This is a genomic window from Fulvimonas sp. R45 (assembly GCF_030504985.1).
GTDB lineage: Bacteria > Pseudomonadota > Gammaproteobacteria > Xanthomonadales > Rhodanobacteraceae > Rhodanobacter_A.
Window position 1 is genome coordinate 1 of record NZ_JASERU010000006.1, and the last position, 13,244, is coordinate 13,244.

The following is a 13,244-nucleotide window of genomic DNA, read 5'->3' on the forward strand; positions in this document are numbered from 1 at the left end:
CCGTCGGCCACGGCCGTCCCCGATTTGTTGCCTAGAGAACAGCAAGTCTGCCGGGTCGGCCGTGCGCCTCTCCCTCGATTGGGAGAAGAACCTTTTTTTATCTCTCCACGCCATGCAATTCCGGAATCGTCTGGTTCATTTTGTGAGTTGCATCACGTTAATGTGCCGTCGCCGGTTAATGACCGGGCGTGGATCTCCCGATCCGCGCGGACAGGGGTGTGGCTTTTGCATGCGTCGCGATGCGGCGCATGGCCGGGTGCCATAGAAAATCATCCCCTGCGTTTTCCAATACATGGCATTCATAGGGAAATACCAGTGAAAATCTCGATTCTCGCTTCCACCCTCGTCGTGGCGACTGCGGCGCTGCTGGCGTCGCCGATGGCCGCCCGCGCCGCCGACGGCACCATCACCTTCAACGGCGACATCACCGGCCAGACCTGCGACATCAACGGCAACGGCACCGGCGGCAAGGACTTCACCGTGACCCTGCCGACCGTGTCCAAGAGCACGCTGGCCTCGGCCGGCTCGTGGGCGGGCCGCACGCCCTTCACCATCGGGTTGAGCAACTGCTCGCCGGCCAACGGCAATGTCTCGACCTACTTCGAGCCGGGCACCAGCGTGGACCTGGCCACCGGCCAGCTGATCGTGGACAGCGGCGCCAACGCCGCCACCAACGTCGAACTGGCGCTGCTCAATGGCGACACCAGCCAGATCCACGTCGGCGCGACCACCGCCGGCGCGGACAGCTCGGGCTCGGAAAGCGTCGCGCTCTCCAGCGGCGCGGCCACGCTGAACTACTACGTGCAGTACGTGGCCTACAACGGCGCCGCGACGGAAGGCAGCGTCGCCAGCCGGGTGAACTACACCCTCGTCTACAACTGACGGAACCGGGCGGCCGGCGCGTGCCGGCCGCCTTCCGCGGCCCCAGGGCAAACCCATCGATGAAACCATTGCTGCAATTCGCGGCGGGCCTCGTGCTGTCCGCGTGCCTGGCCCTGCCGTCCCGCGCGGACGTGGTGGTCAGCGGCACCCGGGTGATCTATCCGGGCCAGGCGCGCGAGGTCACCGTCCAGCTCACCAACAACGGCGCCACGCCTTCGCTGGTGCAGGCCTGGCTGGACGGCGGCAACCCCAAGGTGGCGCCGGACAAGAGCGATGCGCCGTTCGTGCTGACGCCGCCGATCTTCCGCATCGACCCGCACAAGGGCCAGACGCTGCGACTGATGTACACCGGCGGCCCGCTGCCGCGGGACCGGGAAAGCGTGTTCTGGCTGAACGTGCTGGAAGTGCCGCCGGCGCCGCGCGGCGAGGCGGGGAAGAACTACCTGCAGCTGGCGTTCCGCTCGCGCCTCAAGGTGTTCTTCCGGCCGCCGAAGCTGCCGGGCAGGGCCAACGACGCGCCGGACCAGCTGCGCTGGCGGGTGGTGCCCGCGCCGGACGGACACGGTTACGCGCTGGAGTGCGACAACCCCACGCCCTACCACGTTTCCTTCAGCCGCATCGGCCTGTCGGCGGGCGGCCGCGACTATCGCCACGGCAGGGGCGGCATGGTCGACCCGATGGCCAAGGCGGTGTTCCCGCTGGACGGGCTGTCGGCGGCACCGGCCCCCGGCGCCCGGGTCGAGTTCACCTCGATCAACGACTACGGCGCCGACGTGCCGCACGAGGCGGTGCCGGCGCCCTGACGGCGCCCGCCGCCACCCCAGGAATGGACCCTGACCCGTGAGCAGACAGCCGATCCACGCCCCCCATGCACTCTGGCAGCGCCCGCTGGCGGTGTTGATCGCCGGTGCGCTGGGCGCGACGTCGTTCGCGGCCGCGGCGGCGGATGCGACGGCGGCCGTCGAGCCGGCCGAGGCTTCGTTCAACAGCGCCTTCCTGATGGGCGGCACGCGGCACGTCGACCTGTCGCGCTTCGAGCGCGGCAACCCGGTGCAACCCGGCGTCTACCCGGTGGACGTCTACGTGAACGGCGATCGCGTGGGCAACGAGGACGTGCGGTTCCGCGGCGACGGCGCGCGCGGCGGCGCGCATCCCTGTTTCGACACGGCGCAATTGCAGCGCTATGGCGTGGACACGTCCCGGCTGGCCGGGGCGACGGCGCGGCAGGGAAACTGCAGGCGCATCGAACAGTGGATCCCCGACGCGACCGCCAGCTACGACGGCTCTCAGCTGCGCCTGGATCTGGGCGTGCCGCAGGCGGCGATGCGCCGCAGGGCGCGCGGCTACGTGGCGCCGCGCTACTGGGACCGCGGCGTCACCGCCGGCATCCTCGGCTACGCCTTCAACGCCTTCCGCATGCGCAGCGACGCCGGCGACGTGACCGGCGACGGCCGCGTGTTCGCGCCGGACGGCAGCACGGTCGCGACCGGCGCCGCGATACCCGCCGGCAGCACCCTCGACGGCATGGCCATCCCGCCAGGCAGCGTGTTCGGCGCCGACGGCCGCGTCATCGGTCCGGACGGCACGCCGCTGGCGCCGCCGGTGCACGGGCGGCGCGTGGTGCAGGATTCCGCCTACCTCGGCCTCAACGCCGGCCTGAACATCGGCGACTGGCAGTTCCGCCACGATTCGTCGCTGACCTGGCAGAGCGGCGGCGGCCGGCATTGGCAGGACATCGCCACCTACGCGCAGCGCAACTTCCCGGGCATCCGCAGCCAGCTCACCGTGGGCGAGTCCAGCACCAGCGGCGAGATCTTCGACACCGTCTCGTTCCGCGGCGTGCGGCTGGCCTCCGACGACCGCATGCTGCCCGATTCGCTGCGCGGCTACGCGCCGGTGGTGCGTGGCGTGGCGGCCAGCAACGCCCGGGTGGAGATCCGCCAGAACGGCTACCTGATCTACCAGACCACGGTGGCGCCGGGGCCGTTCGAGATCGACGACCTGTACCCGACCGGCTACGGCGGCGACCTGCAGGTGACCGTCACCGAGGCCGACGGCAGCCGGCATCGCTTCGCCGTGCCGTATTCCTCGGTGGCGCAATTGCTGCGGCCGGGCATCGGCCGCTACGGCGTCACCGTGGGCCAGGTGCGCGACACCTACCTGCACGGCCATCCGTACCTGCTGCAGGGCACCTACCAGCGCGGCCTCACCAACCTGGTGACGGGCTACGGCGGCGTGGTGTTCAGCCAGGGCTACGGCGCGGTGCTGGCGGGCGCGGCCTTCAACACGCGGGCCGGCGCCTTCGCGCTGGACCTCACCCACGCGCACACCCAGTTGCCGGGGCAGGGCGGTTCCGCCGGGCAGAGCCTGAAGCTCGGCTACAGCAAGTTCCTGGCCGGCACCGGCACGAACTTCTCGGTGGCGGCGTATCGCTATTCCACCGCGGGCTACCTGGGCCTGCAGGATGCGCTGCTCAGCCGCGACCTGGACCGGCGCGGCCTGGGCACCCAGGCCATCCGCCGCCAGCGCAGCCGCTTCGAGCTGACCCTGAACCAGACCCTGGGCGGCGCCGGCGCGCTGTACATCACCGGTTCGCTGGCGCACTACTGGAACGCGCCCGGCGCGGACATCCAGTACCAGGCCGGCTACACCAACCACGTCGGCAGCCTCAGCTATACACTGTCCGGCTCGCGCACGCGCGACGCGCTGGGCCGGCGCGAGACGCGGTACTTCCTGAATTTCTCGCTGCCGCTGGGGCACGAGGCGCACGCGCCGTCGCTCAACGGCCTGTTCGCGCACAGCGACCGCGGCTACGGCACCAGCCAGCTGGGCGTGAGCGGCAGCGCCGGCCGCGACGACGAATTCAGCTACGGCGCCACCGCCAGTGACGACACCCGCAGCGGCGGCAGCGGCGCGGTGAATGCGCAGTACCGCAGCCCGTACAGCACGCTCAGCGCCTCCTATGCGCAGGGCTCGGGCTATCGGCAGGCCTCGGTCGGTGCGAATGGCGCCCTGGTGGTGCATGCCGGCGGGGTCACCTTCAGCCCGCAGCAGGGCGAGACCATGGCGCTGGTCGAGGCGAAGGGCGCCAAGGGCGCGCGGGTGACCAACTACGCCGGCGTGCGCGTGGACGGCAACGGCTACGCGCTGGTGCCGTACCTCATCCCGTACCGCTACAACACGGTGCAGCTCGACCCGGAAGGCACCGCCACCGACGTCCAGCTGCAGAGCACCAGCCAGCAGGTGGCGCCGTATGCGGGCGCGGTGGTGAAGGTGGTGTTCCACACCGACCAGGGGCGCTCGGCGCTGATCGAGGCGCGCGACGCGCACGGCGGTCCGCTGCCGTTCGGCGCCGACGTGCTGGACGAGCAGGGGCAGGACGTGGGCGTGGTCGGGCAGGCCAGCCGGCTGTTCCTGCGCGGCCTGGCCGACCGCGGCAGCCTGCGCGTGAAGTGGGGCGACCAGCCTGGCCAGCAGTGCCGGATCGACTACGCGCTGCCGCCGCGCGACGGCCATGCCTACTACGACCGCCTCGACGCCACGTGCCGCCCGCAAGGCGATGCACCCGCAACCTCCCTCTCCAGGCCGACGAGTCCGCCATGATCTCCCGATTGCCGCGTACCGCTTTGTTTCCATGGCTGGCGGCCATGCTCCTGCTGCTGGCGATGCCCTCGGCATGGGCGGCATGCAGCATGAACCCCAGTTGGCGCGACCCGCACGTCGACATGAACCTCGGCCGCGTGGTGATCCCCGGCGACCTGCCGGTGGGCGCCATCATCACCACCTGGCAGACCCAGATCAGCCAGCCCGGCACGGTGATGAGCTGCGACTCGAGCGGCGGCGCCACCGTGTACGCCAACGTGGTGCAGGGCCAGCCCGTGCCCGGCTACGGCAAGGTGTACACCACCGGCGTGGCGGGCGTCGGCATCCGCATGTCGCGCAAGACCGCGAACGCCTCGACCACGATGGTGTATCCGGCCACCTTCACCGCCCAGGCGAACGCGAGCTACACCCTGGACGCCAGCACCTTCATCGTCGAGCTGGTCAAGACCGCGCCGACGACCGGCAGCGGGCCGCTGGTGGCGGGCCAGTACTCCAGCTACCACCTCGCCTCGGATCCCGCGCACCCGCTGCTCACCACCTGGGTGGAAGGCGAGGGCATCACCATCGTCTCGCCATCGTGTTCGGTCGACGCCGGCTCGAAGAACATCGCGGTGAACTTCGGCAACGTGTCGCAGGCGCAGTTCCATGGCGTCGGCACCACCGCGGCGGAGCGGGACTTCACCATCAGCCTGCAGTGCCAGCAGAGCCCGGGTAGCGTGTATGTGCGGATGGACGCCACGCCCGATCCGTCGAACAGCCCGGGCGTGCTGCAGATCACCCAGGGCAGCCAGGCGGCCCAGGGCGTCGGCATCCAGTTGCTGGATGCCCGCGACGGCCAGCCGGTGAGCTACGGCAGCGACATCGGCGCGGGCAGCAGCCCGGCCGGTCCCGGCACCCTGCAGGTGCCGTTCAAGGCGCGCTACTACCAGACCGGCAGCACGGTCGCCGCCGGCGTGGCCGACGGCATCGCCACCTTCACCATCGACTACCAGTAACCAGTAGCGGCGGACGCGTTCAGCCGCCCAGCGGCGCGCAGTGCCGTTCCAGCCAGGCCAGGTCGGCGCCCTTCAGCAGCGGGGCCAGCGCGGCGCGCACGGTGGCGTGGTAGTCGTCCAGCCAGGCGCGCTCGTCGGGGCCCAGCAGCTGCAGGTCGAGCGCGCGGCGGTCGAACGGGCACAGGGTCAGCGTCTCGAAGGCGAGGAAGTCGCCGAACTCGGTGCGGTCGGCCTCGACCACCACGGCGAGGTTCTCGTGGCGGATGCCGTGGCGGCCGGGCTTGTACAGGCCCGGCTCGATCGAGGTGACCATGCCCGGTTCCAGCGCCACCAGCGCGCCGCCGGCTACCGGCGGGCGGATCGACTGCGGCCCCTCGTGCACGTTGAGGAAGTAGCCCACGCCATGGCCGGTGCCGTGGCCGTAGTCGCAGCCGGCCGCCCACAGCGGCGCGCGCGCTAGCGCGTCGAGCTGCGGGCCGCTGGCGCCCTTCGGGAAGCGCGCCCGGCTGAGCGCGATCATGCCCTTCATCACCAGCGAGGCGTCGCGGCGCTGCTCGGCGGTGGTGGGGCCGAGCGCCAGCACGCGGGTGATGTCGGTGGTGCCGCCCAGGTACTGGCCGCCGGAGTCGACCAGCAGCAGGCCCTCGGCCTTCAGCGCGCTGTGCGATGCCTGCGTGGCGCGGTAGTGCGGCAGCGCGCCGTTGGCCTGGTAGCCGGCGATGGTGGCGAAGCTCTCGCCCGCGAAACCGGGCTGGGCGGCGCGCGCGGCGTGCACCAGGCGGTGCACGTCCAGCTCGGTGAGCGGCTTGCCGGCGGCGAGCTGCTGCTCGATCTCGCGGAACGCGCCGGCCAGCGCGGCGCCGTCGCGGCGCATCACCTCGCGGATGTGGTCCAGCTCGTCCGCGCTCTTCACCGCCTTGAACGCGGTACTGGGATTGGCGGCCTCGACGCGCTTGGTCCGCGCCGGGATGGCGGCGGCCACCGCGGCGACCACGCGGGCGGGGTCGTACAGCAGCGCGCCGTCGGCGGGCAGGTCGGCCAGGGCGTCGCTGGTCGCGGCGTAGTCGGCCACGGCGATGCCGTCGGCGGCGAGCCGCGCGACCAGGGCGTCGTCGAACTTGCCGCGGCCGGCGAACAGGGTGGCGCCGCCCTCGGCCGGCACCAGCAGGTGGGCCAGGAAGACGGGGTTGCACTCCACGTCGCTGCCGCGCAGGTTGGTCAGCCAGGCGATGTCGTCCAGGCTGGACAACAGGTGGTGGCTGGCGCCCTGCCGGCGCATCGCAGCGCGCAGGCGCGCCAGCTTGTCGGCGCGCGTGGCACCGGCGTAGGCGGGCGGGTGCTCGGTCACCGGGGCGCGGGGCAGGGCGGGGCGGTCGGTCCAGATCGCGCCGGGCAGGTCCAGGTCGGTGCGCAGTCGCGCGCCGCGTTCGCCGAACACCGCTTCCATCTGGCGCTGCGCGGACAGCGGCAGGCTGTCGCCGGCCACCGCGACCACGTCGCCGTCGTGCAGGCGCTCGGCCAGCCACAGCAGGTGTTCCGGCGTGTGCGGCACGCGCAGCTTCATCAGCGCGAAGCCGCTGCCGTCGAGCTGCTTCTCGGCCTGCGAGAAGTAGCGCGAGTCGGTCCACAGGCCGGCGTGCTGCGCGGTCACCACCAGGGTGCCGGCCGAGCCGTCGAAGCCGGACAGCCAGGCCCGCGCCTGCCAGTGCCCAGGCAGGTATTCGGACAGGTGCGGGTCGGCGCTGGGGACGATGCAGGCGGCCACGCCATGCTGCTGCATGGCGTGGCGCAGGGCGGCGAGGCGGGCGGGGACGGTGGCGTTCATGCGCGCATGGTAGCAGCGAGTCATGCCTGCAACCCCGGCTTTTGGCGTCAAAATGCCGCAATGGCATTGGGAAATGAGAATCCCCGAGACGGCAACTAGGGTTGCGGTTGCTTGCATGGAAACGCCAGCGGTAATCTGTGAAACAGTGGACGTAGGAGAGCAGGATGCGTCACAGGGGAATGAAGTGGATCGTGGCGATTGCCTGGGCCGTGTCGCTCACGGGCGTTGCTGGCTCATCAGTAGGTATTGTCCTGCCCAAGGACCCCAACCTCCACACGCTCACTTTGCTGTTACAACCGCCTGATGGCCAGATTGATCTCGCCCGCGCCGAGGTAACGATTGAGCGGATGATTGATCCGACGGTCAACCAAGCCACTACTCTGAAAGAGTTGGATGTGTGGGCGGATCGAGTGCGGGCGCGTCCCGTTTGGCGCTACGAACCTGCAGAAACTGGTGGCGTTGAACACTACGCTGTACCAGGCGGGCCCATGGAACGACAACCGCCCGTTTACCTATGACTTCAACGATCCGCTGGGCAAAAACATCCAGAACAAGTTGCTTTCGACCTACCTCGACACCCGCAAGGGCAACTGCGTGTCCATGCCCCTGCTCTACGTCATCTTGGGGCAGAAACTCGGCTTGGACGTGACGCTGGCCACCGCGCCTCTCCACGTCTTCGTGAAGTTTCGCCGGGACGATGGCATCTGGATCAACATCGAGACCACCAGCGGAGGTACGCTCCGCGATCAGGGCTATGTGGACCAGTTCCACATCCAGCCACGTGCGTTGTTCACGGGGATTTACCTGCGTCCATTGAGCCACAAGGAAAGTGTGGGTGTGATGATCGACACGCTGGAAGAGTTCTACGCTCACCACAGGGCGCCGGAGTTTCAACTAGGGTTGACGGCCTTGGAACTGAGGAACAACCCCAAGGATATCCCATCCCTGTTGGAGCGAGGAGAGGCCTACTACCACTTGCTGCAAGCGCGCTACATGAGCCGTTATCCGCGACCGGAAGACATCCCGGCCAATAAGCAGGCCGACTATCAAATGCTTGGCCACAACAACCAGATGCTCTTTGCCAAAGCCGAAAGCCTGGGGTGGCGACAGCCTACACCCGAGGAAGATAAGGCCTATCTCCAACAGATCCAGAACATTAAAGCGAAACAAGGAGGGGAACAATGAAGAAGGCACTCTTGGGCTTAGTGCTCCTATGTCTTGCCACAATAGGCCCCGCACACGCGCGTTACGTGCAATCCGACCCCATCGGATTAGCCGGCGGCACCAATACATATACCTACGTGAACAGCAATCCATTGACCATGGTGGATCCATTTGGCATGGTCGGCTACATCATCCAAAATGGCAATAACATTCGAATTCTATTGCCCATTGCATTCCAGAGCGGAACATTTGACCAAGCAGCAGCAATGGCGCAGGGCATAACCCAGACTTGGACAGGAAAGTTTGGCGATTACAACGTTGAGACCATGGTGATCGATGCCACCAATATGACTGGAATGGATGTGAACCACATTCAGATTGCGCCTGGATCGCATGACAGCCTAGGGCTTTCTCGTGTCTGCGGTGATTCCACGCACGGTAAATGGTTTGCACAACCTAGTCGTATCAATGGCTTGGACTATGGACATGAGGCTGGCCATCTTCTCGGACTACCCGACATGCCTGATAGTTTCACAACGATGGATCCAGTCTACACTAACGCGACACCGAATGCCGATCTCATTAGAGCCATCCTCACGAGCCCCGTAAATGTTCATCTTCATTGAACGTATTGCGTTAAGCGTGCTGTTGTGCAGCATTACGTTAGGCTGCCAAGCGCGAACGGTCACGTTAAGCGCCCCCTTTGATTTGTGCGCTAAGACTATCAAGGGCGTCACATTTAATCTGAACTCGGGCATTGACGCAGATGTCATCCATGCCCACAGTCAAGAGGCAATTGCCACTATCTATATAGGGCAACACCCAGACATCCCGCCAGGGATGAACATACGGCGCGACAAAACCAGATATGTGCCGCGCGAACTGGGATTGCGACTCCAATTCATTGCGGAGTCAACTCGTGCCAATGGCCACGGATTGGTTCGACTTTATGGATATGACCGTGCTGCGGGCGATCAAATCCTGATCTTGGTGAGCGCGGACGATGGTCGGTCTAACGCCCACCTAGTTCGGCAAGTTGGCGATGCGCTCATGCGCTGTAAGAGCAAATGAATCTGCTCAACCTGTTACTAGGCTTCGAATCCCGTCAATGAGCACAACTGCCAAGATCATCGTGGTGAGCGTTATCTTGGTTCCCTTGCTCTACATTGGGGCTTGCAGTGCAATTTCGCACCAACGAGATCGTGGCTTCGCTCAGGTGAAAGAAGGTGACACCGAGCAGCAGGTAATTGCCGCGATGGGTGAGCCTTCTGACCGGGAGACAGCGAGTAACCGTTTGGCGAAATACGGTCTACCTGAATGCCAGGCGCCGTGCGTCCAACGCCTGTGGTATCTCAACAAGTTGGGCCTGGTTGGTGAGGCATGGTCTGTGGAACTTGATGCCAGCGGGCACGTAATGCATACCGACCACGTCCTTTCGCCCTGACCGTAGTAGCTACCCGTGACAGTGCGTCTCTGCACTGGCTCGCCACACTACCTGCCTCTGCAAAACCTGTTCTTGATCGACCGCAGGCAGGCGCCCGGCTACACGGAGCACCTTTCTCCCATGCACCACATGATGGTGGAGCAAGTGGCGAACGCCGGCATGTTCGACCAGCCCGCCGGCCTGCAGTCGGCAAACATGGTGATGGCCGCCGCGTTACAGCAGCAGTGGATCTCGCTGTAGATCCGCTCCGGTGCCTGAGCGCGCGGCTGCGGCATTGTGTCTCGGCCCGTGTCTTTTGGTGCGCCGCATCGTTAGGCTATGCGCCGCCGTTTCCCCCCGGCACATCCTCCCGTTGGTCCGTTCAAGGGTTGTTCGTGAACAAGCGTCCCCTCGTTGCCTGCTTGCGCTGGCTGTGCGCAAGTGCCGCCCTTTTGCTTGGCGGTTGTCGCCTGGATGTCCTGTCGCCCGCCGGCGACGTCGGCATGCATGAGCGTTCGCTCATCTACATCGCCATGGCGCTGATGTCGGTGGTGGTGGTGCCGGTGATCGCGCTCACGCTGTGGTTCGCGTGGCGCTACCGCGCTTCCAACACCAAGGCCACGTATGCGCCGAAGTGGTCGCACTCCACCGCCATCGAGGCGGTGATGTGGGGCATCCCCTGCGTGATCATCGCCATCCTCGGCTGGATCACCTGGACGTCCACGCACAAGCTGGACCCGTACCGTCCGCTGGTGTCGCAGGTGAAGCCGGTGACCATCGAGGCGGTGTCGCTCGACTGGAAGTGGCTGTTCATCTACCCCGACTACGGCGTGGCCAGCGTCAACCAGATCGCGTTCCCGGTGGACACGCCGGTGAACTTCAGGATCACCTCCGGCTCGGTGATGAACGCGTTCTTCATCCCGCGCCTGGGCAGCCAGATCTACGCGATGGCGGGCATGCAGACCAAGCTGCACCTGATCGCGCGCGAACAGGGCAGCTACGAGGGCCTGTCGTCCAACTACAGCGGCGCGGGTTTCTCGGACATGCACTTCAAGGCCGTGGCGACCTCGGAGCAGGGCTTCCAGGACTGGATCCGCCAGGCCAAGGCTGCGCCGGCCGCGCTGGACGTGGCCGCCTACCAGGTGCTGGAGCAGCCCAGCGAGCGCGTGCCGGTGACGTACTACGGCTCGGTGGCGCCGGGCATGTTCGAGCACATCCTGCACCCGCATGCGGCCACCGCCGCCGCCGGCCAGCCGATGGAAGCCATGCCCGCGATGGCCGGCATGGCCGTCGCCCCCGTGCATCCCACCCACGCCAAGGCCGCGGAGTAAACCCATGTTCGGCAAGCTTTCCCTTTCGGCGATCCCATTCGACCAGCCCATCGTGATGGGCACCCTGGCGGCGGTGCTGGTCCTCGGCGCGGCCCTGCTCGGTGCGGTGACCTACTTCGGCAAGTGGGGCTACCTGTGGAAGGAGTGGTTCACCACGGTGGACCACAAGAAGATCGGCATCATGTACATCATCGTGGCGCTGGTGATGCTGCTGCGCGGCTTCGCCGACGCGATCATGATGCGCGGCCAGCAGGCGCTGGCCGCGGCCGGCGCCCAGGGCTACCTGCCGCCGCACCACTTCGACCAGATCTTCAGCGCCCACGGCACGATCATGATCTTCTTCATGGCGATGCCGTTCATCGTGGGCCTGATGAACCTGGTGGTGCCGCTGCAGATCGGCGCGCGCGACGTGGCGTACCCGTTCCTGAACTCGCTGAGCTTCTGGCTCACCGCGGCGGGCGTGGTGCTGATCATGCTGTCGCTGTTCATCGGCGACTTCTCGGCCACCGGCTGGCTGGCGTACCCGCCGCTGTCGGAGCTGAAGTTCAGCCCCACCGTGGGCGTGGACTACTACATATGGGCCCTGCAGCTGTCGGGCCTGGGCACCACGCTTTCCGGCATCAACTTCGTCGTGACCATCCTGCGCATGCGCACCCCGGGCATGCGCCTGATGCAGATGCCGGTGTTCACCTGGACCGCGCTGGTCACCAACGTGCTGATCGTGGCCGCGTTCCCCGCGCTGACCGTGGCGCTGGCGCTGCTCGGCGCCGACCGTTACCTGGGCATGCACTTCTTCACCAACGACCTCGGCGGCAACGCCATGATGTACGTGAACCTGATCTGGGTGTGGGGCCACCCGGAGGTGTACATCCTGATGGTGCCGTGCTTCGGCGCGTTCTCCGAGATCATCTCCACCTTCTCGGGCAAGCCGCTGTTCGGCTACAAGTCGATGGTGTGGGCCACCGTGGCGATCGGCGTGATGTCGTTCCTGGTGTGGCTGCACCACTTCTTCACCATGGGCTCGGGTGCCAACGTCAACGCGTTCTTCGGCATCGCCACGATGGTGATCTCGATTCCCACCGGCGTGAAGGTGTTCAACTGGCTGTTCACCATGTACCGCGGCCGCATCCGCTTCACCGTGCCGGTGCTGTGGACGATCGGCTTCATGGTGACCTTCGTGATCGGTGGCATGACCGGCGTGCTGCTGGCGGTGCCGGGCGCGGACTTCGTGCTGCACAACAGCCTGTTCCTGATCGCGCACTTCCACAACATGATCATCGGCGGCGTGGTGTTCGGCTGCCTGGCCGCGCTGAACTTCTGGTTCCCGAAGGCTACCGGCTTCAAGCTGGAGGAGCGCTGGGGCAAGTGGTCGTTCTGGTGCTGGCTGGTGGGCTTCTACGTCGCCTTCATGCCGCTGTACGTGCTCGGCCTGATGGGCGCCACCCGCCGCATGCAGCACTACGACAACGCCGCGTGGCAGCCGTACTTCGTGGTGGCCTTCGTCGGCGCGGCGATCATCATGGCCGGCATCTTCTTCACCGTGCTGCAGATCTTCGTGAGCGTGCGCAACCGCGAGGCGAACCGCGACCTCACCGGCGACCCGTGGAACGGCCGCACCCTGGAGTGGGCGACCAGCTCGCCGCCGCCGTTCTACAACTTCGCCGAGTTGCCGAAGATCGACCAGCTGGACCAGTTCTGGGCGGACAAGGAGCGCGGCACCGCCTACCGCCAGCCGGCGCACTACGCGGACATCCACATGCCGCGCAACACCGGCGTGGGCGTGTTCATGGGCGCCTTCGGCACGGTCCTCGGCTTCGCCCTGGTGTGGCACATCTGGTGGCTGGCCATCGCGGGCCTGGTGGGCATGGTGGCCTCGTTCGTCGCCCGCGCCTACGACCGCGACGTCGACTACTACGTGCCGGCCGCTGAGGTCGAGCGGATCGAGCGCGCCCGCCTGGTGCCGCTGAAGAACCTGATCGACCGCGTCGACGTGGCCTCGTCCGAACAGAGGGTAGCCTAAG

At 66.9% G+C, this 13,244-nt stretch carries 12 protein-coding genes; 11 read left to right on the plus strand and 1 reads right to left on the minus strand.

Annotated elements, in window-relative coordinates; genetic code table 11:
* The first annotated feature begins 315 nt into the window (after positions 1–315).
* The 4 genes from QMK61_RS07155 to QMK61_RS07170 are packed head-to-tail and all read left to right on the plus strand — an operon-like array spanning position 316 to position 5,480.
* On the plus strand, positions 316–882 hold the full coding sequence (locus tag QMK61_RS07155; RefSeq protein ID WP_302071466.1) for a fimbrial protein: 567 nt from the start codon (positions 316–318) through the stop codon (positions 880–882).
* Positions 883–941: 59 nt separating this feature from the next.
* Positions 942–1,685 carry a fimbria/pilus periplasmic chaperone gene (locus QMK61_RS07160; RefSeq protein ID WP_302071467.1) on the plus strand — a complete coding sequence of 248 codons (744 nt, stop codon included), beginning with the start codon at positions 942–944 and terminating at the stop codon, positions 1,683–1,685.
* 37 nt (positions 1,686–1,722) lie between these two features.
* Positions 1,723–4,485: a fimbria/pilus outer membrane usher protein gene (locus tag QMK61_RS07165; protein WP_302071468.1), complete on the plus strand. Its 2,763-nt coding sequence runs from the start codon at positions 1,723–1,725 to the stop codon at positions 4,483–4,485.
* A 44-nt stretch (positions 4,486–4,529) separates the two neighbouring features.
* Positions 4,530–5,480, plus strand: a complete 951-nt coding sequence (locus QMK61_RS07170; RefSeq protein WP_302071469.1) for a fimbrial protein — start codon at positions 4,530–4,532, stop codon at positions 5,478–5,480.
* A gap of 19 nt (positions 5,481–5,499) precedes the next feature.
* Here the strand turns inward: QMK61_RS07170 and QMK61_RS07175 are convergent, their stop codons facing one another.
* Positions 5,500–7,305, minus strand: a complete 1,806-nt coding sequence (locus QMK61_RS07175; RefSeq protein ID WP_302071707.1) for an aminopeptidase P family protein — start codon at positions 7,303–7,305, stop codon at positions 5,500–5,502.
* A 179-nt stretch (positions 7,306–7,484) separates the two neighbouring features.
* Here QMK61_RS07175 and QMK61_RS07180 point away from each other — a divergent pair, with 179 nt between their 5' ends.
* The 7 genes from QMK61_RS07180 (at position 7,485) to cyoB (ending at position 13,243) form a co-directional block, all read left to right on the plus strand.
* On the plus strand, positions 7,485–7,823 hold the full coding sequence (locus QMK61_RS07180) for a hypothetical protein (protein ID WP_302071470.1): 339 nt from the start codon (positions 7,485–7,487) through the stop codon (positions 7,821–7,823).
* Positions 7,765–8,490: a transglutaminase family protein gene (locus QMK61_RS07185; protein WP_302071471.1), complete on the plus strand. Its 726-nt coding sequence runs from the start codon at positions 7,765–7,767 to the stop codon at positions 8,488–8,490. The genes QMK61_RS07180 and QMK61_RS07185 overlap by 59 nt, the downstream gene beginning before the upstream one ends.
* A complete protein-coding gene (locus QMK61_RS07190) occupies positions 8,487–9,095 on the plus strand; it encodes an RHS repeat-associated core domain-containing protein (protein ID WP_302071472.1) in 609 nt (202 codons plus the stop codon). The genes QMK61_RS07185 and QMK61_RS07190 overlap by 4 nt, the downstream gene beginning before the upstream one ends.
* Complete coding sequence (locus QMK61_RS07195) at positions 9,079–9,540, plus strand: hypothetical protein (protein ID WP_302071473.1); 462 nt, start codon at positions 9,079–9,081, stop codon at positions 9,538–9,540. The genes QMK61_RS07190 and QMK61_RS07195 overlap by 17 nt, the downstream gene beginning before the upstream one ends.
* A 37-nt stretch (positions 9,541–9,577) precedes the next feature.
* Positions 9,578–9,913: a hypothetical protein gene (locus QMK61_RS07200; protein WP_302071474.1), complete on the plus strand. Its 336-nt coding sequence runs from the start codon at positions 9,578–9,580 to the stop codon at positions 9,911–9,913.
* A 374-nt stretch (positions 9,914–10,287) separates the two neighbouring features.
* Positions 10,288–11,223, plus strand: a complete 936-nt coding sequence (gene cyoA, locus QMK61_RS07205) for a ubiquinol oxidase subunit II (RefSeq protein WP_345783623.1) — start codon at positions 10,288–10,290, stop codon at positions 11,221–11,223.
* Between the two features lie 4 nt (positions 11,224–11,227).
* Positions 11,228–13,243: a cytochrome o ubiquinol oxidase subunit I gene (cyoB, locus tag QMK61_RS07210; RefSeq protein WP_302071475.1), complete on the plus strand. Its 2,016-nt coding sequence runs from the start codon at positions 11,228–11,230 to the stop codon at positions 13,241–13,243.
* Position 13,244 lies beyond the last annotated feature (1 nt).